The following is a 21,779-nucleotide window of genomic DNA, read 5'->3' as shown; positions in this document are numbered from 1 at the left end:
AGCAGCCCCTAAGGGCTGCTATGTGCGAAACTTGGCCAGCCGACAATCTGCAAGCGAGCTCGCTGTTCATCCGAAACAACGATCTGCGGTAGAAGTTGGATTTCTCGGATCATCTTGGGTTCTGTCGAGTAGAGCAAGTTCTCGTCTTTCAGGTCGATCAGCCCCAGGCCGTCATAGACGTCGCCGGATGTGCCGAGCTGCGGGGCAATAAGTCCAACTTGCAGTGAACTGGTCGAATCCGCAACTGCCAGCCATCCACTACTGGTGCAGCAATGCATGGTCCAAGCATCATCACTCCAGGTTACGACTGCAGCCGCCATTGCAACTAGCCCCTGCCAGTCAGTCATCACTTGGCGAATCAATTCCTGGCGACGTTCCTCTGATTGCACCAGTTCAGTCAGGTTTCGGACGTGATTGGCCAACTTCGGGTCGTGGATGAAGCGTGTGTCATCTTCGCTTGCGGTCATTTCGGCTCCAGTCGCTCACGAACTAGTAGCCACATTCTACATCAAAAAGAGGCCGGGTGGCCTCTTTTGTTTGCAAACTGATCAGATTACTCTTCCGGCTTAGTCTCGGCTTCGGCTTGCACCTCATCCTCTTCACCTTCAGCTGACTCTTCCTCCACACCCTCAGGCAATTCCTCGGTCACTTCCTCGTCCAGGGCAGCCAGATCATCGTCACTGCGAGGCGGCTCAACTTTGGCCACCAGCTCCTCTGGTTCACTCAAAATTTCAACTCCGGCCGGCACCACTAGGTCACTAACGTGAATGCTCTTTTCGAAATCATCCAGAATGCTGATGTCGACCTCGATGGCTTCGGGCAGATCCCCCGGCAGGGCCTCGATCTCGATGGCCTCAAGCGGCGTCATCAAAGTACCCTCGTCTTGGTAAACTGCCGTCGATTCGCCAACAATGCGCACCGGTACCTCGGTCTTAATCTTTTCATCCATGCGCACCGTCAACAGATCGGCGTGAGTAATAGCGCCGGTCAATGGATCCAGATCGACTTCATGGAAGAGCGCATTTTTGGCCGTAGTATCGCCGACTTTGATGCCAATTATTTTGCTCCCTCCAGCTTGCTGGTAAATCTTGGTTAGTTCTTTGGTTGAGACCTTCAGAGCCAAAGGCTCAGAGCCATGACCATAGGCCACGACTGGTGTTAAACCATCCGCTCGCAGCTTGGCATTCTGCTTGCCTCGCTCAGTTCTAGTCTCTAATTTAAGCGTAATCTTATCCATTTTATTAAAACGGCCGGGGCCGCTCCTATGTATCCTTATTCGACTTAATTTAACTTGGTAAAACCGCCCTGGTGTGACTGAATGAAAGTGTGAAAGCTGGCGATCTCATCGCTCGATATGGGCCCCAATCCGCCGAACTTGGCTTCCTCGACTCGCTTCAAGTCAGACTTGGCCTTGCTTTTTCGCGGTTTGGCTTCATCGCCCACACTGACGGTCGCCACCACTGGCAGTGAGCAAGAGTGGCAGGTCAGCTGCACAAAGCAGTAAACGTCGATTTGGCCCAAGAATTTTATATCATCGAAGTGATAGTTGGTATTGCAAGATGGGCACTTGTAATACTCCTGGAGATTCTTGATGATTTCCTGCAAATGGCGGCGACTGCTCACACACTCCCCTCTTTCATACCCGGTAGTGTAGCGAAAAGAGGCTTAAATATCAACTGCTGGGGTCCGGCTTTGGCTTATTGCCGGAAGATATGCGAATTAGAATAGCCACCAAGACGACCGTGGCCAAGCTCAAAATTAGGATAGCGGCTAGTTTAACGACCGTTCCAGAGGTTAGGGCTAGCAGTCCTAATAGAATGGCAATTGAATAGTAGATGATGACGGTTTGGCGCTGGCTAAGGCCAAAATCCAATAACAAATGATGCAAGTGTGATCGATCGGCCATGAATGGCGAACGGCGATGATAGAGCCGGCGCATAACGGTAATCAAACCATCGACGATGGCAAAGCCCAGCACGAGAGCAGCTGTGGCCAGTTTACCGCCTGAGTAAATTGCGATTAATGCTAGTACCAAGCCCAAAAAATAAGCTCCTGAATCCCCTAAGAAGATTCGAGCCGGGAAGAAATTATAGGGTAAAAAGCCCAGCGAGGCACCAAACAGGATGACGGCCATTAGGGCCACAGCCGGCTGATGCAGGCTGATGGCTAGCGCAAATAAAAAGAAGCTGGCGATCGAGGAAATCCCGCAGGCCAGACCATCGATGCCATCCAAAAAATTCAGCGCGTTGATCATACCGACGATCCAAATGATGCTCAATAGGTTTGCTACCGGCGTAATGTGAAAATGCCAACCAGCCAGGCTAACGGCCGTCCGGCCCCAATTCAAACTCAGGGCTGCCCCAAAAGGGTTACTAATAGCCGAAATGCCAATGCCACCGGCCAGGGCCGCGGCCGCTGCTGCTACCTGTCCAAATAGTTTGGACCACGGCCCCAATCCCCGGATGTCATCAACTACTCCGATCACTAGGACAATCAGGGCCCCAGCGATTAGACCCAGCAGGCGCCGATCGAACGAAATAAATATGATGGCCGGAATGAAAAAGGCTGCCGCCACGGCCAGGCCTCCCAGTCTTGGTATGGGGCGCTCATGAATTTTACGACCACCAACCGGTTGGTCAACGGCTCCTAGGCGCACAGCCAATCGCCGAACCCAAGGCGTCAGAGCCAGACTAATGATCAGTGCCAGGCCAAAGGCCCAGTAGTAGTTCACGGTTTTGTAGCCTTTTCGGTGACCTTCCAGTCGAGATATCGACCAAGCATCAATCTAGTTTGAGCATCGATTGCGGCAAAGGCACTAAAGAAAATGGCTGTTAGCGGCAACAGCAGCCACTGAAAGAGCATGGCCACTCGCTTGGTCGGGCGGTAACGAGCCGGCCTAGGTGGTAGCGAAATCAGGCTGATCACAACCGTAACCATCAGCCCGATCATGGCCAAACTGAGGATCCGGCTAGCAATGATGGGGAGTTGGTGGGCTAAAAGTTCCTGAGCAAAATTTCTATTCAAATACAGCGGTAACCAGGCTACAAAGGTTAAAATTAATGGCGCCGTCGCCCAACTAAAGTGGCCTTCAATTAATCGGAAGATTTGTTGGATCTTTTCGGTAATTGGAATGCTAGTGTTTTTGATTGAGTTTCTAACCACATAAGGAAAATCCGAGATCCCCCAGGCCCAGCGCCGTAGTTGCACGTATTGGCCTTTAAAAGTCTTGAGATAGGTTTTGGCTAGCACTGCATCTTGGTGGACCGGCACAAATACTGGCACCACCTGGTGATCGCCGCCATAGCGAAAGTAACTGCGCCAAAACTGGTGGCCGTCCTCGACAATTGAGGTTAAGTGCCAATAATCAATATCGATCAAAGCCTGCAAGCCTTGAGCATGGGCCGCGAAGTTTCTCAGCAAATGCGGTCGCATGGTCTGCATAATCATCCAAAAAGAGTTACCTGTCGCAATTAGGCGCATTGGTGCCGGTACGTCCCAAATGTTGTTGTAAAACATCGGAATCGGCTGAAACGATCGGTGGATGCGATCAGGATTAACGGCGTACTCAAAAGTTAAGTAGGCAAAGTAATTGGGGTGAGGCCGATGATCAGAATCAAAAGTCGTCACGATGACGTTTCCAGGATCAATGCCCTGGCTCTGGATGTAGCTAGTTAGTTTTTTGGCCGCATTGGTCATGTTGGCACCTTTGACCCTACCCTCTCCGGGCTGGCCATCGGGATGCATTATGGCCTCGGCATGGCTGAACAAATGACCGTATTTGTCGATTAACTGTCTGGCCGTCTCAGCAATTTCGTCCCCGCCTCTTTCTTCGTAGCCAATAATTAAGATAAGTTGATCTCTAGCGTAATTGGCTCGTGTTAAGGCTTGAAGTGAAGGCTCCAAAGTCGCCAGCGATTCGTTAAACGTTGAAATAATTACAGCATTTAGTAATTGACTGGGTTTAATAACTTGATCTTGGTCAAGCGATTCAATTCGGTTAATGTAGTCCGTTAAGGTTTTGTAGTAGCTATGCACGGCGATTTGCTTCTTGGTGATCGTCAATCGCCACTTGGCTCTGGGGTATTGTTCTAGCAGTCGCCTCAACTCAGTTCGCTTGGTTTTAATCGCCTTAGATAGGTCTTCCAGATCCGCTAAGCGCTCTTGCCAATCAAGTGATTGTCGCTGGTAGAGCTTTGAATACCCAATGATTAAAAAGAAACTCAACCGCAATGACTTAACCAACCAGATTAGGTCAAAGGCAATAATAAAGTAGGCCACGGCAATTGGCACGAAGAAACTTAAGATGACCGGGGCCAGTAAAAAAGTCCAAGTTAAAGACCCTGGGATTAGTTCGAGCAGGCGTTCGAACCAGCGACTATCCAGCCACCGCCCAGATTGGTCTATGACTTCTGTATGTGCACTCACTTACACCACCGCTGTAATTGCTAAACTAATAATAAGGCTAAAAATTGCTACCACAAAGGCGCCGGACATTAAAAAAAAGCTGGTGATGCGGCTACGGGTAAAGCTAGCCATTGCCAGAGCCGTGTTGGTAATCACAGCCCCAATAGCAAATAGTCCGATGCCATAGAGCTGCCACCAGGGCCCCAGCTGCTCGAAGCCAACTAAGCTAGAATAGTGCACCGGCACTGGAACACTGGTTGGTCTAACTCTAATTAGTAGCACCGTCATAGTGATTCCAACCAAGGCTAAATTCAGTACCAAAATAGTTACCGACAAGCGATCCGAAAAGAATCGGTGGCTGCGGATCTGCTGAAATTTATGGGTCATCAAGTGGCCGACATCGGTGGCCGAAGGCATTTGCATGTTGGGTATTATAACTCAAGAGCCAAGTTAGCAGCTAATCCCTAATCGAGTATTAACTAGTTAGCAGGCTGATCCAGTCATCGATCAGCTCACTCCAATCATAGCTTTTGGCGTGTTCTTGGATCGAGCGGCACTTTTGCCTAAATTCTTTGGGGTGAGCTTTGTAGTACTGCAGCAGTTTGGTAGTCTCAGCTACAAATTTTGATTCATGAATAGGTACTACTAGACCCCCTCCGTCTTTACTTCGCTCAGGCCAATGGCCGACTGGGGTCGAAATAACCAATCGTCCGGCGGCGGCGGCCTCTAGGGCCGGCAAGCCGGCGCCCTCAGCACTGGAAGATACAATAACGCAATCGACTTTGTGGTAAAACCCTGGCATGGTCACAAAACTGTTGTGGTAGAGCTGGGCGACCTTTAATTTCAGGCCGGCTTTTTGGACGGCTTCCTGGACCAAATATGCTCGCTTAAGAGCATTTTGCTCCTGATAATCTGAATCGATCAATTCATCATCGAATTCTTCGCGAATGTGAAAGGCGCCAGCATAGCCCACCACTTTTAGAGAAGTGGCTGGTTTGCTGGCAAACAGATCCGTATTGATGCCTAAGTGAAGCAGCTTGGGTTGGCGTTTGAGGCCGAGTTGCTTAGCCAGCTGCTGCAGATGTTTTGATACCACAACCAACTCCCGAGGTTTAGCGAATTCCTTAATACCTTTTTGCTTGATTAGCTCGACTAGATCGAGGCGGGCATGAACGATCATGATGATTTTATTCGGGCTGATTTGGTGGTTATCGACCAGTCGGATGTAACCCTGAGGGCTGGTCACAAAAACATCCACGACAGCGGCTAGTTCCTTCATTTCGGCACGGCGATAGCTGCGATTCCATGGCAAGACCTCCGCATTTAGCCCCCGGGCAAAGAGGTATTTGCAGAGCTCATAATGAATGGAGCCAAAGGCCCATTCTGGTTCGGTGTAAAAAATGATCCGTTTCATCTTAGTTTGGAGCGGGTAACGGGAATTGAACCCGTATCTCAACCTTGGGAAGGTCGCATTCTACCATTAAACTATACCCGCCTGGAGCCGGAGGTGGGGATTGAACCCACGACCTTCACTTTACGAAAGTGCTGCTCTACCACTGAGCTACTCCGGCCTAAATGGGCTTCATTATACAAAAAAGCTGCAGGTCAAGACAACCTGCAACCAAGTGGTTTTATTTTCGATGGCTTCTATCCGACTTTGTCTTTGGGGTAGCGCCGTTCGTAGCGTTCGGCTAGGAATTCGTATTTGTCCGCAATAGCTCGCTTGGCCTCCTCGAGGCTCATCCAGAACACATCACTATCGGAGCGTCCGGCATTGATTGTTTTAATTTTGCGACCGCGTGACTTACTCACCTTCTCCTCCCTCAAACTTACAGCCGCAGTATGCGCCTTGGGGGCAGTACGAGCATTAGCCTAAATCACAAAGCCTGAGCCTGTTAAAAATGTTACTTTTGGGAGAAAGCGGTTGTGCTTAGGTGGTGCGGTAATAAAAAACGTACCAACCCGCAGCCGCTGCCGCTAACGCTAAAACCAGTAATAAAATCACTAAAACCCTGAGCCAGCGGCGTCTCTTTTTGGGTTTGGGCTTAGGTGTAGCTGCCACCGGTTTGGCCGGCTGACTTAAATTAGTCAGGTTGGGCGATGGTTGGGCTTTGGGCGCTGGCGCTGGCTTGAGGGTGGTTGGCCGTTGGCCACTCTTGGGTGGACGTATGTCGCTAATGGTTCTGGGTGACTTGGGTTCCATAACTGAATCATTTCCTGTTTGATAACTTCAAGTCCTTATTATAGCTGAATTGCTGGGCTAATAAAAAGTTACACCCCGCCGACTTTGGTCGATTGGCCGAAGTCAGCGGGGTTGGTTGCGCGTTTCTAACGATTATCACGCATGCGTCGAAGAATCTCTCGTTCACTGACATCACGAGGATCCTCTTTGAGCGGAGCCCCGATTGTCGAGGGTGGTTTTTGGCAATTGGGGCAGTACGGGACCATCTCAGAATGGACCTGTCCACCTCCACTCAAAGGACCGGGACCGTCGTGGATCGAATGCGTAACCGTTACACTTAGCAGTGTGGTGCCGCATTTGTGCACCCAGCCGTCATCAGTAAGGGTGCTCTCGTCGAGAATTGGGTGACTCATGTCGCCTCCACTACTGGATCGGTTTGCCACTGTTCGATCAGCGCCACAGCTTCTGCGACGTTTGCGAACTGTTCCGGCTTAAGCAAGTCAATGATGCTCTCCCCAGCTTTGATCAGCTGAGCAACTTCGCTTCGATCGAACCTAGCATCGGTTGCACCGACGCGGTCACTCCAGGTTCCAACCACATCGGCAGTGTCTTCGAGACTGGGTTCCAGGCCATGAAACTCACAGCCCAAGTCGATGCCGCCCCTACAACGGCAAAGTTCGTTACCAACTGCGATGATGGCATCGAGCAAATCGCTGACTTCTTCTTGAACGTAGGTCTTAGGCATGTCAACTCCTGGTTCAGGAGATTTCAAGGTCGACTATTTATAACTTATTTGGATTCGGGCTGCAAGCATAACTGGCGCCTAGTTTTCCTGTCCGGACATGTTTTCGGCCGTCCTTCCGGACGGCCGCTGCACTCTGCCTTAATTCCCCATACCTACCTGCTGGGCGGTCTGTAGGGCTTTGCCCTCAGTTCTGATTGAGGGCGCAATCATGACCTCTGCATCCTGAAAACTCCTAGGATCGGTGTATCCGCAGCTGGCGATAGCCATTCGCACCCCGCCAAAAAGATTGTTCCTACCATCCGAATCATGAGCCGGACCAAGTAGGATTTCCTCTAGAGACCCTCGTCGCTCCACCTCAACCCTAACTCCCCTGGGAGTGTTGAGGTCGGATGTTGCCATGCCCCAGTGGTAACCCAATCCAGGTGCTTCATGAGCACTGGCCAGGGGCGAGCCGATCATGACCGCATCGGCCCCGATTGCCAGTGCTGCAGCGAGAACGCCGCTAGTCGACATACCGCCGTCGGCGATGACTTGGCACCACCTACCCGTACGCTTATGTATAACCTCACGGGCCCAAACGGCATCAGCAATGGCAGTGGCCTGGGGCACACCGACAGCCATCACGCGACGGCTGGTGCAAGCCCCTCCAGGCCCAATACCGACCAGCACTCCCATGGCGCCAGTCTTCATCAGGTTCTTGGCCGTTGAGAAGTTGGCGCAGTTACCAACCACGACAGGCAGCTCCTCTTTCAACAGCTCCTGGATGAATTCTGCCAGATCCAGGGTGTCGGGCTTGCTCGATATGTGCTCGGCGCTGACAACGGTGCCTTGGATGACCAGAAGATCCAAACCGCCAGCTTGAGCGTATCGATAATACCGGCGCACCCGAGCTGGGGTCAGCGAAGCCGCCGTAGTGATGCCGGCCTGCCTCATCTCCTGAATCCGCTGAGTGATCAACTCAGGTTTGATAGGCCGATCATAGAGCTCTTGTATTCGAGCGGTGGCGGTCTTTGGGTCTAGAGCCGCAATTTCCCTGAAGACCGGGCCAGGATCATCATAGCGAGTCCAAAGCCCCTCGAGGTTGAGGACAGCCAATCCTCCCAGCCGTCCTATTTCAATGGCCGTGGTCGGGCTGACGGCGCTATCCATGGCCGATCCCATCAATGGTAGCTCAAAACGAAAAGATTCGAGCTCCCAATCAAGAGTGACGTCATCGGGGTCGACTGTCCGCTTCTGCGGCACAATTGCGATATCTTCCAGAGACCATCCGTGTACAGCTGAGTTCAGGCGGTTCTGGTTGCTCATGCTTGGTCCTTTCGGAAGGCTGAAATGAGAGGTTCTCTAATCCCCACCGATTAGTTGCACCAATCTTACCCTATTATTCAATTTTCTGTCTATGAAAACAAAAGAACCGCTTATGCTAGTAAAATTATATAAAGTATTGTACACTTCTGCAGATCATTGGATAGTACATCCCACTGCTCTGAAAGGAGCACAAGAAATGGAAGAGATGCCCAAGCGCAGGGTAAGACGGAAGTTCGAGTTCATCTCGGAAGGTCCGGGCGATCTGATGGAGGCCCTCGGCCTCATGCTTCAATTCGGCACGCACACCAAATACTGGGTGAAGGTCGACGACACGGGATTCCATGTCAGTCTCCACAGGCTGGGAAATGACTGGGCTTCGCGCCCAGACCTAACTTACCGTTTGGTGCGTGAAGTCGGGGGCTGGCTCGATGGTCTCATGCTCAGCCAGCGCGATGCGCTCTCGGCCACTGACCCCGGGAATGGCAATGTCTATGGCTGGCGGATGTTCATCGAGCTCACCGAAGACGACAGGGAGATCATTACGATCGTTCCACACCCCGTCTACCCCATCCCTCGGCAGCAACTCGTCGGCGCGGGACACATGTCCGACCAGTAGCTCTCGGATCCAGGCATAAGTCAGGGCAACCATCGGAGGTACCATGCGAGATGCACGCACACCCGAAGGCACCTGGGTCAAGGATGCCCAGGTATACGTGGAAGGAGATCCTGAAGCTCGGGCCGATCGTTCATCTTGGACGGCGGCTGCGATACTGGAAGTCCACCCTCGAGATGTGCCCTTCCAGATCGGCTGGCGGACCCAACAGTTTGATGCTGCTGAGTTCTACAGCCTGCCAGCGGAAACCCACGAGGCCAAGCTGGCAATGGAAGTTGGCGACCAAGGCGTGTGGTTCGTCGTAAGACCTCTCGACGGCCGGACCGCACTGGTCCTGGAGTTAGTCGAGGTGACAAACGCCAGCGACGATAGATACGCGGAAACACCCCATTACTAGTAAATCCACAGCCCCGTGACGTTACCACAACTCAGTGGATGCGTCGCGGGGCAAACATTTATGAATAAAGGGGTTTAATAAATGCTCAAATTAATCCTGGCGGGCCCGACCGGATTCGAACCGGCGATCTCCTCCGTGACAGGGAGGCGTGATAGGCCTACTTCACTACGAGCCCATGCCTAAAACTGATTAATCCTACCAAGAAACCGGTTATCTTTCAACCTTAGCCATACATACAGTCAACATAATTGACTTTATATTATTGTTGTTGTATTATCATAGCTATCTCTCGGTCTGAAAGATCTGCTGCGGCAGCTACCGCAGGAGTTCCCTGGAGTCGCATTGTTAAAACTTCTAGTAGTTTCGGCGGTAATAGCCGGCTTCGTCACTCTAGTCATCCTGGCAAGAGTCGCTTCCCGGTCCTTCCCCGGCCAGAAGTACCCCCGACGCCTCGTTTATCGCAAGGACGGGTACAAGGTCACGGTTTGGTGCTACGGCGCATTCGGGCACTTCGTTTATGGTTTAGCTCAACGTAATGATTACCGTGGATCGGTAACCATTATGGGACCAAAGCTGCGCTGGCCAGTCAAGACGGGCTGGCTCCTTTGGCCGCTCAACCTCAGCGGAGAGGGCATGGATCGAAATCCAATCAATGCAGTCCGAGCCCAAATTACGTCGTGGCAGCGCTTAGAAGTTCCGTCTGGGCTCGAGGAGATACTGAGGGAGGCCACTCGCCCGTACCGGGGATCGTCCCGTTACTTCAGCTAACGCCCTCGCGTCAGGACGAGCTCACCAAAGAGCCGCCCTCCACGCGGGGGCGGTTTCTTTTTTTTGATACTATAGATTTATGGAAACTCCGACATTAGTAGATAGGTTCTTTAATATCAGTATGCTCCTAAAGGGTCTAGATGGTGTGCTGGAAGTTGTTGGAGGAATCCTGCTGCTGCTCGTTCCAATCAATACCATCAATCAGGTTACGGTGATTCTAACTCAACACGAACTCTCACAAGATCCGCACGATTTCTTTGCCAATCATTTGCTAAATGCAGCTCACCATTTGTCTCACTCCACGATCCTGTTTAGTTTTATCTATTTAGTTTCGCACGGCCTGATCAAAATTATTTTGGTAGCGGCGGTTTTGAAGCAAAAACTCTGGGCCTATCCTTGGATGATGTCCTTCCTGGTGATTTTTATTGGTTATCAAATCTATCGATTGAGTTATCACCCCACCCTGGGATTGGCCCTGCTAACCATATTCGATATCTTCGTCCTGGCATTGACCTGGCTGGAATTCAAGAAACATTTACGGGACCGCCTCGATAACCAAACTACCCTACCCTAAATCAAAAAGAGCCCCAGCGATTTGCCAGGGGCTCTTTTTGATCTGACGAAAGGCGCTTTAGGCTTCCATCAGGTGTTTGGTTTCCATGCCCACGACGATCAGTAGTGGACCGGTGATGAGTCCGTAGAGACCCAAGACCCAAACGAATGCTACGCCACCGGCGGCGGGGTTCATCAAAACGATGATGCCAGCTAGAACAGCTAGCACGCCCCCAACGACGCCAAGGGTTTTGTTGCCCTCATCGTCACTGAAACTGGCGACGGCGCCAAAGACACCGCGGAAGATCAGCATGAACCCGATCAGTAGGATCAAGGTAGCAGCTGTGACTCCGGGGTGGCGCACCAAATAAACGCCAACTCCAAGTTCAACCAGCCCGACGATCAGGCGGAAGAACCAGCTTGAGGATCCCATTGTAACGATCCCCATGACCATATTTACGATACCGCTGATTAAGACATAGGCGCTAAAAATATAAACCAGGGCGACTAGCGTCAGGCCTGGCCAAAAAATGGCGGCTATACCAAACAGCAGGGCGGCTACGCCCTCTAGAGTTATCATCCACCATAAATTATTGGCGGATACGGATGTTGCCATACAACACCTCCTTTCCTAAGATTCATGATACTAACCTAGACTCTCGAAAGCAATCACAACATTGGTGATTGTTACAAATGGTTTTTCGGTCGAAGTTATAAATTGCCTGGATTAGCCTAGTCATAAAGCTGGTTGTTGGTTAAAAACTTGGTCTTTAACAGATTGGAGCGGCCCGAAGGCCGCTCTTTTGGCGGTTTGATAACCGCATAGATATTTGCTGAAGGTCGGCCTCAGACCAAGCTGAGCCGCCGGCGAGCCAACGCCCGCTGCCGGCGCATCCGACGGCGCTCACGCTCGCTCGCGCCACCCCAGACGCCAAACTTCTCGCCGTTGCGCAAGGCGTACTCCAGGCAGTCCACCCGCACCTCACAGCCGGCGCAAACGCCCTTGGCTTCGCGCTCGGAGGCACCTCGCTCGGGGAAGAACAAATCGGGGTCAACCCCCAAACAACGACTCCGTTCTTGCCAACGCCGGTCCTCACTTTCTTCGCCCAGCGTGTGGGCAGTCTCGGTGTTGATTTCAGCAATCAGCTGCCTCATGGTCGCAACCTCCACGGGTACTTGGTAGCCCCTTGGCCACTCACCTACCCCAAGACTATACCGGCTATCACGCTTGTGTCTAGCAAAATATCCAAAAGAATTCGCGCTAAGTTTCCAAAAATAACAAAAAGCCCGAGAAAATTATCTTTCTCGGGCTCAATTTTCTAGGCCATCGAAGGGATCTTGTGTAGCCATCTCTTCGCGGATACGGATCAGTTCCGGAGATGGCGGCTCCTCAATTTGGTTGTAGGCCTCGACCAACTCCCAGGGTTTAGGGTCAGGCGGAGTATGACGATACCAAACCTTGGGGGAGTGATCTTCGGCGCTGCTGCGGTAGAGCCAAAGGTTTTCGAACTCCCTAGCCACTTGAATGGCTGGTTGCCAGTGGCCGGATCTAACGTTGGCCAAGAGCTTAACCGACAAGCCGTGCAGCTTACGCCCTAACTCGGTGTAGGGGCCGCCGATGTTCAGGCTCTTTAGAACCCGTTCTAAGCGTTCGAGGTTGGTATTGAAGGCCTCGTAGTAGCGCTCTGAATTGGCGTCGGCCCGCTTGTAGCTCAGGCTAGCCACGGGCTGGACAGCCAGGCCGATGAAGCCAGACAGCTGGTGCAGAACAAAGGCCCCCCTGGCAGCTTGGAGAATCCTGTGGTCCTCAATTGATCCACCACCCCTGTGCAGCTCATAGCAGAGCCAGTTGACCAATTGGCTAATCGGCTTCAAAGTGTCCGAGGCCAGGCTGTAGAACTCATCAACATCGCTGGCTGGCAGCGTTTCGCGCTCGGCCAAGAAGTCCCAGAGTCGTTCGGATTCATCGGCCAGCCGGGCGGCCAACCAAATGTTCATCCATTGAGCCCGCTCGGCAATGCTGACTTGGGTCGCTGCAATTCGAAGCAGCCGGCGATCTTGACGGTTGTAAGCGGCCAAATGCTTAGCTGCAGTCGCCCCTGGATTCTTGCGCTTCAGGGAATCTTCGACCCCCCGAGCACTGATCAGCAGACGCTGAGCCTCGACCTTGTTGCGATCGCGAGCGCCCTGCAAGCGTTCGATCATACGATCCTGGCTTTCGCAAATCTCAGCCAGGTCCTCCGGGCTGAGATCATACCAACACTGCAACTGGATCTGGAACAAATCCAGTTCGGCTTGGCTGAGCGAGAGCCCTCGGTGCTCCTGGACGGTGCTAGCCAAAGCCAATTGTGGTGTTTGCAAGCCCATTAGCGGGTGTTGGGCAATGTGGACTGGGCGATGGTCCACGACAACCCGTTCTTCCCTGCCACGCCAGTAACAGACGTCCCCGGCTAAGTCACCATTGCCCTCATAAATCTGAAAGCCTTCTTTGCCACCGGCAAAGTTTGGTACCCAGCCAACTCTCCAGTAAGGATCTTGCGAGCTCCTTGTAACTCCGATCACCGCCACCCGCCTGGGGTGAAAGTGACCGCGCTTCAGCGGCAAATCATCCCAAAAGACGGTCCCGTAGTACACTTCAATTCTCCCGTTTCAAAGTCCACACCGCGGATTTCGCGAGTATTCTACTTATAGCTCAACCGAAAGAATTATTCAATTACTAGGCCGCTAGCAATTGGCCAAATTATTGAGTAAATTTGGTGATCGAATTAGTATTAGGGTTTTACGTAAATACTAACTTTGGCTTTTGAGATTTGATCTTGCATGTATTGATCGAAGTCGATGGTCTTGATTAGGATGTGGGACGCCCGGATCTGATCGTCCTTTTTGTCGGTCACTTTGATGATGTGGTAGCCGTACTGGGTCTTAACTAACCCCGAAACCTGGCCAGGCTGGAGGGCAAAAGCGGCATCCTCAAATTCCTTGACCATCTGACCCCGGCCAAAGAAACCCAGATCCCCACCATTGGCAGCGGTCGAATCTTGGGAGTACTTTTTGGCTAGCTCAGCGAAGTCACCGCCCGCGTTAATCTGATTTAAAACGTCTTGGGCCTTGGCCTTGGCTTGAGCGTCAGCACTAGCATCACTGGTGATTTTATCTTGAAGCTTTTGCTTCTCCAGCTGGAATTTAACTTTTCGTTTGAGGTCGTTATAGGTCCAGCCGTAGTACTTAGTTAGGACCTCGCGGACTTTTTGATCACCACCGGCCGATTGGGTAATTTGGGCCAACTGGTCGTTAACTTCCTTGTCGGTCACCTTAATCTTATTCTTGGCGATGAGCTGCCTAGTTACCTCATCGGCTTTGAGCTGATCAATAACCTGGCTTTTCAGGTCTTTCAGCTTAGCTTTGCCGTCGGCCGAGTTGAAATCAATTTTGGTGTCGGTCCCCGGCTGGTTCTGGTAATACTGCTTGATGGATTTCACCTCAAAGAGATACTCGCCGTAACTAACAAAACCACTTCCAACCCGAATGGCCGGGTATGGTACCACCTTGGCCACAGCGTAGGTTAAGCGACTATCGCTTTTATACTTATAAATCAGTAGCCCAAAGACCAACAGCAGGACGATTACCCCGGCTAAAACGCCAGCGGCGGTCATGATATAGGTCCGTCGGCGTGCCTTGGGATCTTTGGGCTTAGATTCCCCCTCGGACTTATTACGGCCAATTACCGGCAGCTTCTGAGTGGCCGCTTTGACCTTGGTAGTGACAGCCGCAAATCTAGATTTTTTGGCTTTGCTTGAGTTCGATTTGGTTGATTTATCAGATTCAGTCGCATCAGGTTCTTTGGCCACAGTGTTCTCCTACCCCGTAAATGCTACATTAGTTTTTAAAGGGTGTCGAGCTATCCACTCGCCGAACGATCTCGATCATGCGGCTATGAATTTGGACGGGCCGGTGGATCATCTTCATGATGACATCACCTACGAAAGTTTGAGCCACGATATCGCCAAATTGGAAAATAACAGCTTGGAAGCCACGGATGTGGTAATTAATGTTCTGGATTTTATCCAGCCCATATTCACTGACTTTGCGGTTAAAGAACCCGCGCTGCTTAATTTCGATCAGCCTCTCGTCGGTCATGATGTAAACCGTGTAATACCAGCCGACCCAAGCATAGAACCAGATGACTACGACGATTATTAGCAGAAACCAGAGTGGTTTCCAGTTGCCAGTAGTGTGGTTAAGCATGACAACTTGGGTGTATGGGATCATGACGCCAAGTAATACCAGCAGCATGCCAATAATTAAGGCTTTGCGCATGACCAGCGGATGCTGGTGGAAGACTAACTCCACTTTCTCGCCTTCGTGCTGCCCCGGGAACCCTCTTTTAGGTTTGCTCTCCTTAGCCATTGGCTAAATTGTAGCATAAGCTAATTGAAAAGCCGGGCTAGCCCGGCTGTGGTTGTAGATTTTCGACGTCGACGATGGTCGCATTTGTTAGGCCGTCAAGGAAGATGCGCCAAGTTTCAGCCTTGCCAACAGGAATGGCTTCCAAATAAGGGCCTTGAGCTTCATCGATGCCAAAGCCATTCACGAAGGCCAGCGTTGGAGCCGATTGATCCCTTAGGAACTTCCATTGGTTTTCGATGAATCGTTGGGCCTTGTCGCCAGTGGTCCTGGCATCCGGGTTGTAGTCGAATTTTACGACCCGCTGCAGCAGTTGGCCGACTATCGATTTCAATGAACGAATGAACAAAACCAAGGTCTGGTCGGCTTCATCACGCTGTTGAATGGCTTGGCGCACCATCTGGTTTGCCGCTAGAACGTTTTCAAAATCCATCTGTCCCCCTGTAGTGGGAATCTACTTTAGGAGTTATAGCTGTTTAGAAGCTAATACGCAAGCCGATGTCTTTACTAGGACAGGTTCATAATGCTATTGTTGCTAGCTAGACGCGCCCCGGTAGCTCAGTGGACAGAGCGCCTCCGTCCTAAGGAGGGCGTCGGGGGTTCGATTCCCTCCCGGGGTACCAAGAACTGGTGCTAACCTCGTGTTAGCGACAGTTCTTGCTGGAGGGTTGAGAAGCCCCGCTGGTTCGGTGAAGCGAAGCGCGCAGCCATCCCAAACTTGTTTGGTTTTGGCGAGCACTGAGCGGAGGTGGCGAAGCCACATTCCCTCCCGGGGTACCAAATTATTCCATCGGTGCTTCGTCGCTGCGACGGTAGCTAACTAATTCGCTGGTCTTAAACCACAGCGGGACTTCGAACTCAGCTTCAGCGGCATTTCCAGAGGCATGGACAAGGTTTTTGATTGGACGCTTGCGGGTGTTCCCTAAATAGGCTGAGTCATAAGAAAAATCGCCTCGAATGGTGCCCGGTGCGGCTGATAGGGGCAGAGTGTTGCCAACCAACTTACGCACTAACTCAATTGCATGCGGGCCCTCGACCACCAAGGCTACTACCGGCCCAGAAGTCAGATAATCGGCCAGCCAGGATCGAATCAATTCGCCGATTTTTTTAGGATCATCAGTGCCTAATTCGGCTTTAGCATCGAGATTTAGCTTCTTATAATCATCTAGGCTTTTTTGGCCGATCCCAGTTATCATCTCCTCGCGATCAGCTGGATAATGTTGCTCAGCCATGTCTTGGCTAACTTGGGTTAGTTTGAGCCCGACGACTTTCAACCCTGTTTGCTCCAAGCGGCGGATGACTTCACCAGTTAACCCCCGCTGGACACCATCGGGTTTGACTACAACTAAGGTTCTTTCCATTAGCCGATTAACTCCTCAAATTTAAGTTTGGCGCTGGAGCCATCGGAGGCGATAATGGCCATTCTGAGCTTTTTCGGCGCCAGTATGTCAGCCGCCACTCGCTGAACATCATCGGCCGTAACGGCATCGACTAACTCGATGGTTTCATCAACATCGCGAATTTTACCAAGTAATAATAGTTGGGTGCCAAAGCGGTCGGCCACATTACCGTTACTCTCAAGGCTCATTTGCAAACCACCACGGATTTTGTTCTTAGCCTTTTGTAATTCATCGGCCGGTACTGGTTCCAGACGAATGCGCTCGAGTTCTTCCAGAACGGCCATAATGGCTTCGTCAGTTTTTTCGATATTGGCACCGGCGTAAACTTCGAAAATACCCGTGTCGACATAATTATGGCGGCTGGCATTAACCGAGTAGGCCAGCCCCTTGCGTTCTCGCACATTCAAAAATAACCGTGAGCTCATACCCTGACCCAAAATAGTTGTCAGCACCCCACAAGCTGGATCATCTTTGTGTAAGTACGGGTAGGCGCGAGAGCCAATCAGGAAGTGGGCTTGGGCGGTCGGTTTAGTATAAATGGCCGTTCGGTCCTTGGACAAGCGATCTCGTACCGGCACAATTTTGGGAACCGCCTTTGCTTTTAAGCCACCCATGAGGCCTTTGACTTGGGCCACGACCTCCTCGTGTTTGGCGCCGCCAGCCACACTCACAACCATATTCCCCGGCTGATAGAAGGTTTCTTTATAATCGATAATGGTTTGGCGCTCAATGCTGCGAATGACCTCGTCTTTGCCGCCCACGTCTTGCTTGAGCGGATCGTCGGGCCACAACAACGGCGGCAGTAGAACTTCGACGAATTGCATGGGGTCATCGTGGCGGCGCCAGTTGATTTCCTCAATTATAACGCCCCGTTCTCGATCAATTTCCTCGGCGTCAAAGAGTGGGTTCATAATCATATCGGCCAATATATCTAGGGCCAGGCCCAGATGGGCTTTGGGCAGCTTAATGTAAAAACTAGTCATATCGTTGGACGTGTAGGCGTTGTTGAGTCCGCCGACGGCATCGATATCGCCCGAAATTTGCTGGGCTGTTGGCCAGTTCTTGGTGCCTTTGAAGAGGATGTGCTCCAAGAAATGGGAGGCACCGCCCTGAGTATCGAAATCTTCTGTGCGACCGCCAGCCGCCACCAAAATCGAAACTGAGACGCTCCGGGCCCCCGGCATCTCGCAGGTCACAATTTTTAGCTTATTTGGTAGAGTCGTAATTTCGGTCTTCATATGTGGGATAAGGTTATCAGAAAGGATTGCTTGCCGGCAAGCTCTAGTGAATAACCAGCATCATCAACAACCCAAAACTGATGCAATAGATGGCAAAGGGCTTAAGTCGATTAGCTTGGAAAAAGCGATCGAGGAAGCGAACCGTCAAATAAGCCGCCAGCCCTGCTGCCAAACTGCCAGCTAGAATTTGACCACGAACATCATTGCCGTTTGGACCCAACAGATCGGGCAGTTTATACAAGCCGGCCGCCAAAATGATTGGCGTCGCCAGCAAAAAAGAAAACCGGGCGGCGTCTTCGTGATCCAGGCCGCGCCAGAGACCCCCAACCATGGTAATGCCCGATCGAGAGATGCCGGCAAATAGGGCCAAAATCTGCATGGTGCCGATAACTAAGCTGTCTTTGAAACTTAAACTGGCTAGATTAGCCGTGGTTTGAGTTAGACTAAAATCGGCCCGCCGATGGCGTCCCACCTTCACTAACCTATCGCCAAGTAGCAGGATCAGCCCATTGATGATTAAGAAGATGGCGGCAGCCAGAGGTTTTGCAAAAATAACTCGCAGGCGATGCTCAAAGATGAGCCCAAACAGAGCCGCTGGGATCGTGGCCATAACTAATAACCATGCTAAGCGTTGGTCGACAGTGGTAATTTTTCGAGTTTTGAGCGAACTAAAGAATCCGCTGATAATCCGACTCCACTGTTGGCGATAGAAAATTAACAAAGCAATGGCGGTGGCGACATGCAAACCAACCAAAAAAGCTAAGAAATAAGATTCAGTGTCAGATTGCGCTGCCACCACCCCATGCCAACCAAACAAGGTTGGCAACAACACGGAATGACCCAGACTAGATATCGGGAAAAGCTCCGTTACACCCTGCAACAAACCGATGATGATGGCCTGTAAATAGGTAATCACGCCTATGAGTATAGCAGACCCTATTGTCCGATTTGTTGCTGTAAAAACTTGGCTAGAGCACTGGTTGGATCGAGGAGTAGGGCGTGACGTAACTGCTCCCTAGCCGCATCGATTTGGCCAGTTCTGATCGCGACCTGGGCCGAAATAATGTAGCTAGTCGCTACTGATTTGGCAATCGCAGGATCGTTATTACGGTTCCCGACCACTGAATCTGGGTATAGCGCCAGCACAATTGCGACGGTAGCTTTGGCATCACTGAGCTTATTTTGGGTTAAGTAAAGCGTGGCTAAATCATTATAGATATCGGGTTGATCATAAGGGTTCTTTGAGATCGCCGAGCGGTAGGCCGCAGTAGCCGCCTCGGTTTTGCCCTGTTGAAGCAAAACCCGAGCCAGCAGCAAATCATGTTGGGCATCGTAAGGATCGAGCTTGGCGGCTTGGCTGGCTAGCTCAGCTGCTTGAACTAAATTGTCGTCTTTGTTATTACCTTGGACGGCCAATAGGAAGTGATTAATACCCTGAGCCGTTAACCAATCAGGGTCATAGGGCGCATGGAGACTAGCCGCAGCGAAGTAGTCAATGGCCCGCCCATAGTCGCCGCTAGCCTGGAGGTTCTGCCCGCCCTGGGCATTGAGCTGGCCGCGAAACAACCAGGCCGTAGGGACCGCGAGAATGACTGTTGCTCCAAGAATTAGGCCGCTGTTAAGCCTAAAGTTCAGTTTTGATTTCGCTCTACCCTCATAGCACAACCCAACCAGAATTGCCGCTAGCGTCCATAACACCAGATAATTTGATTCAATATCAAGCCCGGCGTGGAGGGCCAGGGCTAACAAGCCGAGGGCAATTGGCAGTCGCTGGCGGTCCAGCCTGATCCCCCGCCAGGTACCCAAAATGAGCTCAATTATTACCCAAGCTAGTAGGACCAAACCGACTATCCCCAATTCAGCTAAGGTTTGAACATAAAAGTTATGCGCATTGGAGCCAGCGCTGATAACCCGGTATTGGTATTTGGGATGCAAGGTCGGATAGGTGCCAGCTCCCCCACCCAGTAAGGGTCGATCAGCCCAGATGGCAACGGCGCTGCGCAGGAAGTAAATTCGGTCGCTAGTACTGTTTGATTCGGTCGCAGTCAGGTCTTTCAGGCGACCTCCCTGGAGATCCAAGCGATGGCCAAGCTCAACCCGAGCTAAGTTGCAAATCAAAGCGATGGCCATGGCTCCAACCAAAACAATCAGCAAGCGACGCCAGTGTTTGGCCACGTTTCGGCTTAGTATTAGAGCCACAAAAATTACAGCCATCAAAACCAGGGTGCCACCGCGGGAGTCAGTTAAAATGAAAACTCCCAAAGTTAGCATGGTCAGAAGCCCATCGAATAATTTGCGCTGCTCTGCAAACTGCCACAGCCCAATCATGATGGCTGGCAATAAAAACCCAGCCAACGGATTGGGTAAATAAAAGGTTGAGGTCGCGCGCTCATAGGAATAGGCCACGAAGAAGCCGGCCCCCACCAGGCTGGTGGCCGCCGCAACGATTAGGTAACTGCGCTTAAAGACTTCAACCGCTCTCTCGTCCCCGCGCAAACTGGCCGCCAATAACCCAATGATACCGACGAAGCTGTAGAGCATGAGCGTGGCAAAGCTTTGGTAGCGATTAACCGTCCAGATCAGCGACAGTCCCGTCCAAGCTATAAAGGATAACCAAATCAGCCCCAAACGACTCAAGCTAACGGTGGTTTGATCTCTAAATAATAAAAAACTACCGATCAGGGCCACTGCTAAGACCATCATCCAGCCTAAGGGGTCTCGCCCACCCTGAAACCATGGCATGACACCTAGCGCTAGCACCACCGCCAAGGCCGTAGACTTAGACATGTTTAGACTACTAAGCTTAAGCATAGCTCCAGTATAGCCTAGAGGACTATAATGGCTCTATGCCCATTAGTGAACTAGTTACAGACTTTTTGGAATACCAAGAAATTGAGCAAAATCGGTCCCAAAAAACCATCGCCAACTACCACCACTACCTGGCCCGGCTAATCGAGTTTTGTGATGATTGCGATGTGGCTAAATTAGATGATGAGCGCATCCGAGCTTGGCGGCTCTGGCTAGCTAGGTTGCAAGATGCTTCCGGCCAGCCGATATCTAAAACCACTCAGAATTATCATTTGATTGCCTTACGAAGTTTTCTGAAATACCTGGCCAAGCGGAATATCAAAACCCTGCCCAGCGATCGGGTTGAACTAGCCAGAGTTAAGCGGCCTCAAATCGCCTTTCTGACGCCCGAGGAAGTTGCCCGCCTGGTTGAAGTTATTGATACTTCTTCTATTGTCGGTCTGCGCGATCGAGCGATTTTGGAACTATTGTTTTCGGGTGGGTTGAGAGTCTCGGAGCTAGTTTCTCTCAACCGCGATCAGATCAATTTGGAACGCCGGGAATTTAGCGTCCGGGGCAAGGGCCAAAAGGATCGGCCGATTTTCATGAGCTCCGAAGCCGCTGATTGGTTGCAGCGCTATCTGGACAGCCGTAACGACGATCTAGCCCCGCTGTTCATTCACCTCTCCGGCAGCAAGGATGCCAGTGGCTCTGGTATGTACCAACGCTTAACTGTCCGCAGCGTCCAGCGCTTGGTCAAACGCTACGCCAAATTGGCTGGCATTACCAAAGACGTCACCCCCCACACCTTGCGTCATTCCTTTGCGACGGACTTGCTGATGAACGGGGCCGATATTCGTAGCGTCCAGGGGCTGCTGGGCCATGCCAATATTTCGACCACCCAAATCTACACTCATATTACTGATCCTAGACTCAAAGAGGTTCACGAACAGTTTCATCACAAAAAGAAGCCAAACGCCTAAA

The 21,779-nt window shown here is 51.4% G+C and carries 27 protein-coding genes and 4 tRNA genes; 6 read left to right on the top strand and 25 right to left on the bottom strand.

The annotated features are described in order from the left end of the window. Nucleotides 1-8 precede the first annotated feature (8 nt). The 14 genes from VLE72_01450 to VLE72_01385 form a co-directional block, all read right to left on the bottom strand. Nucleotides 9-467, bottom strand: coding sequence for a hypothetical protein (locus tag VLE72_01450; GenBank protein ID HSX14560.1), 459 nt, complete (start codon nucleotides 465-467; stop codon nucleotides 9-11). Between the two features lie 86 nt (nucleotides 468-553). Further along, entirely contained in the window at nucleotides 554-1,237 is a 684-nt protein-coding gene (locus VLE72_01445) for a 50S ribosomal protein L25 (protein HSX14559.1), read from the bottom strand. A gap of 44 nt (nucleotides 1,238-1,281) precedes the next feature. Then, complete coding sequence (locus VLE72_01440; protein HSX14558.1) at nucleotides 1,282-1,623, bottom strand: hypothetical protein; 342 nt, start codon at nucleotides 1,621-1,623, stop codon at nucleotides 1,282-1,284. Nucleotides 1,624-1,672: 49 nt separating this feature from the next. Next, entirely contained in the window at nucleotides 1,673-2,731 is a 1,059-nt protein-coding gene (locus VLE72_01435) for an MraY family glycosyltransferase (GenBank protein HSX14557.1), read from the bottom strand. Continuing rightward, the gene (locus VLE72_01430) at nucleotides 2,728-4,425 is read right to left on the bottom strand and encodes a hypothetical protein (protein HSX14556.1); all 1,698 of its coding nucleotides are present in this window, start codon (nucleotides 4,423-4,425) and stop codon (nucleotides 2,728-2,730) included. The genes VLE72_01435 and VLE72_01430 overlap by 4 nt, the downstream gene beginning before the upstream one ends. Continuing rightward, on the bottom strand, nucleotides 4,426-4,827 hold the full coding sequence (locus tag VLE72_01425; GenBank protein ID HSX14555.1) for a hypothetical protein: 402 nt from the start codon (nucleotides 4,825-4,827) through the stop codon (nucleotides 4,426-4,428). Nucleotides 4,828-4,879: 52 nt separating this feature from the next. Beyond that, the gene (locus VLE72_01420) at nucleotides 4,880-5,818 is read right to left on the bottom strand and encodes a glycosyltransferase (GenBank protein HSX14554.1); all 939 of its coding nucleotides are present in this window, start codon (nucleotides 5,816-5,818) and stop codon (nucleotides 4,880-4,882) included. Nucleotides 5,819-5,825: 7 nt separating this feature from the next. Continuing rightward, nucleotides 5,826-5,899 (bottom strand) — tRNA-Gly (locus VLE72_01415). A 1-nt stretch (nucleotide 5,900) separates the two neighbouring features. After that, nucleotides 5,901-5,975: transfer RNA gene (locus VLE72_01410), tRNA-Thr, on the bottom strand. A gap of 76 nt (nucleotides 5,976-6,051) precedes the next feature. After that, nucleotides 6,052-6,216: a hypothetical protein gene (locus VLE72_01405; protein HSX14553.1), complete on the bottom strand. Its 165-nt coding sequence runs from the start codon at nucleotides 6,214-6,216 to the stop codon at nucleotides 6,052-6,054. Nucleotides 6,217-6,334: 118 nt separating this feature from the next. Then, nucleotides 6,335-6,607, bottom strand: a complete 273-nt coding sequence (locus VLE72_01400) for a hypothetical protein (GenBank protein HSX14552.1) — start codon at nucleotides 6,605-6,607, stop codon at nucleotides 6,335-6,337. A 125-nt stretch (nucleotides 6,608-6,732) separates the two neighbouring features. Further along, nucleotides 6,733-6,999 carry a hypothetical protein gene (locus VLE72_01395; GenBank protein HSX14551.1) on the bottom strand — a complete coding sequence of 89 codons (267 nt, stop codon included), beginning with the start codon at nucleotides 6,997-6,999 and terminating at the stop codon, nucleotides 6,733-6,735. After that, on the bottom strand, nucleotides 6,996-7,331 hold the full coding sequence (locus VLE72_01390) for a hypothetical protein (protein HSX14550.1): 336 nt from the start codon (nucleotides 7,329-7,331) through the stop codon (nucleotides 6,996-6,998). Before VLE72_01390 ends, VLE72_01395 begins: the two co-directional genes overlap by 4 nt. 138 nt (nucleotides 7,332-7,469) lie before the next feature. Further along, nucleotides 7,470-8,636: a GuaB3 family IMP dehydrogenase-related protein gene (locus VLE72_01385; protein ID HSX14549.1), complete on the bottom strand. Its 1,167-nt coding sequence runs from the start codon at nucleotides 8,634-8,636 to the stop codon at nucleotides 7,470-7,472. A 196-nt stretch (nucleotides 8,637-8,832) separates the two neighbouring features. Here VLE72_01385 and VLE72_01380 point away from each other — a divergent pair, with 196 nt between their 5' ends. Both VLE72_01380 and VLE72_01375 read left to right on the top strand, forming a co-directional pair. Then, on the top strand, nucleotides 8,833-9,252 hold the full coding sequence (locus VLE72_01380) for a hypothetical protein (GenBank protein HSX14548.1): 420 nt from the start codon (nucleotides 8,833-8,835) through the stop codon (nucleotides 9,250-9,252). Between the two features lie 43 nt (nucleotides 9,253-9,295). Continuing rightward, nucleotides 9,296-9,646: a hypothetical protein gene (locus tag VLE72_01375; GenBank protein ID HSX14547.1), complete on the top strand. Its 351-nt coding sequence runs from the start codon at nucleotides 9,296-9,298 to the stop codon at nucleotides 9,644-9,646. A gap of 97 nt (nucleotides 9,647-9,743) precedes the next feature. Here the strand turns inward: VLE72_01375 and VLE72_01370 are convergent. Beyond that, nucleotides 9,744-9,821 (bottom strand) — tRNA-Asp (locus VLE72_01370). A 167-nt stretch (nucleotides 9,822-9,988) separates the two neighbouring features. On the opposite strand from VLE72_01370, the gene VLE72_01365 reads away from it, so the two are divergent. Together VLE72_01365 and VLE72_01360 are read left to right on the top strand one after the other, a co-directional pair. After that, complete coding sequence (locus tag VLE72_01365) at nucleotides 9,989-10,414, top strand: hypothetical protein (GenBank protein HSX14546.1); 426 nt, start codon at nucleotides 9,989-9,991, stop codon at nucleotides 10,412-10,414. A 79-nt stretch (nucleotides 10,415-10,493) separates the two neighbouring features. Further along, nucleotides 10,494-10,988 carry a DUF2127 domain-containing protein gene (locus tag VLE72_01360; protein ID HSX14545.1) on the top strand — a complete coding sequence of 165 codons (495 nt, stop codon included), beginning with the start codon at nucleotides 10,494-10,496 and terminating at the stop codon, nucleotides 10,986-10,988. A gap of 57 nt (nucleotides 10,989-11,045) precedes the next feature. Here VLE72_01360 and VLE72_01355 read toward each other — a convergent pair whose 3' ends face one another. From VLE72_01355 to VLE72_01330, 6 genes are all read right to left on the bottom strand, one after another. Then, nucleotides 11,046-11,582 (bottom strand): DUF308 domain-containing protein, encoded by a 537-nt coding sequence (locus tag VLE72_01355; protein ID HSX14544.1) that lies wholly within the window; start codon nucleotides 11,580-11,582, stop codon nucleotides 11,046-11,048. 230 nt (nucleotides 11,583-11,812) lie between these two features. Next, nucleotides 11,813-12,121 (bottom strand): WhiB family transcriptional regulator, encoded by a 309-nt coding sequence (locus tag VLE72_01350; GenBank protein HSX14543.1) that lies wholly within the window; start codon nucleotides 12,119-12,121, stop codon nucleotides 11,813-11,815. 156 nt (nucleotides 12,122-12,277) lie between these two features. Beyond that, on the bottom strand, nucleotides 12,278-13,600 hold the full coding sequence (locus VLE72_01345) for a hypothetical protein (GenBank protein HSX14542.1): 1,323 nt from the start codon (nucleotides 13,598-13,600) through the stop codon (nucleotides 12,278-12,280). Nucleotides 13,601-13,737: 137 nt separating this feature from the next. Then, nucleotides 13,738-14,814, bottom strand: coding sequence for a peptidylprolyl isomerase (locus VLE72_01340; GenBank protein ID HSX14541.1), 1,077 nt, complete (start codon nucleotides 14,812-14,814; stop codon nucleotides 13,738-13,740). Between the two features lie 28 nt (nucleotides 14,815-14,842). After that, nucleotides 14,843-15,373, bottom strand: coding sequence for a PH domain-containing protein (locus VLE72_01335; protein HSX14540.1), 531 nt, complete (start codon nucleotides 15,371-15,373; stop codon nucleotides 14,843-14,845). A 37-nt stretch (nucleotides 15,374-15,410) separates the two neighbouring features. Beyond that, entirely contained in the window at nucleotides 15,411-15,803 is a 393-nt protein-coding gene (locus VLE72_01330; GenBank protein ID HSX14539.1) for a hypothetical protein, read from the bottom strand. A 114-nt stretch (nucleotides 15,804-15,917) separates the two neighbouring features. Here VLE72_01330 and VLE72_01325 point away from each other — a divergent pair. Further along, nucleotides 15,918-15,993, top strand: a tRNA-Arg gene (locus VLE72_01325). 159 nt (nucleotides 15,994-16,152) lie between these two features. Here VLE72_01325 and VLE72_01320 read toward each other — a convergent pair. From VLE72_01320 to VLE72_01305, 4 genes are read right to left on the bottom strand one after another with little or no spacing between them, the layout of a single operon-like run. After that, nucleotides 16,153-16,731, bottom strand: a complete 579-nt coding sequence (locus VLE72_01320) for a nucleoside-diphosphate kinase (protein HSX14538.1) — start codon at nucleotides 16,729-16,731, stop codon at nucleotides 16,153-16,155. Continuing rightward, nucleotides 16,731-18,008, bottom strand: coding sequence for a pitrilysin family protein (locus VLE72_01315; GenBank protein HSX14537.1), 1,278 nt, complete (start codon nucleotides 18,006-18,008; stop codon nucleotides 16,731-16,733). Before VLE72_01315 ends, VLE72_01320 begins: the two co-directional genes overlap by 1 nt. A 43-nt stretch (nucleotides 18,009-18,051) precedes the next feature. Beyond that, the gene (locus VLE72_01310; GenBank protein HSX14536.1) at nucleotides 18,052-18,924 is read right to left on the bottom strand and encodes an undecaprenyl-diphosphate phosphatase; all 873 of its coding nucleotides are present in this window, start codon (nucleotides 18,922-18,924) and stop codon (nucleotides 18,052-18,054) included. Nucleotides 18,925-18,944: 20 nt separating this feature from the next. After that, nucleotides 18,945-20,819 carry an O-antigen ligase family protein gene (locus tag VLE72_01305; protein HSX14535.1) on the bottom strand — a complete coding sequence of 625 codons (1,875 nt, stop codon included), beginning with the start codon at nucleotides 20,817-20,819 and terminating at the stop codon, nucleotides 18,945-18,947. A gap of 35 nt (nucleotides 20,820-20,854) precedes the next feature. Between VLE72_01305 and xerA the strand changes: the two genes are divergently transcribed. Then, nucleotides 20,855-21,778 (top strand): site-specific tyrosine recombinase/integron integrase, encoded by a 924-nt coding sequence (xerA, locus tag VLE72_01300; protein HSX14534.1) that lies wholly within the window; start codon nucleotides 20,855-20,857, stop codon nucleotides 21,776-21,778. Nucleotide 21,779: the final 1 nt, after the last annotated feature.

The sequence above is a fragment of the Candidatus Saccharimonadales bacterium genome (assembly GCA_035480635.1).
Taxonomy (GTDB): Bacteria; Patescibacteriota; Saccharimonadia; order UBA4664; family DATIHN01; genus DATIHN01.
This window is presented reverse-complemented; position numbering and strand designations above follow the sequence as displayed.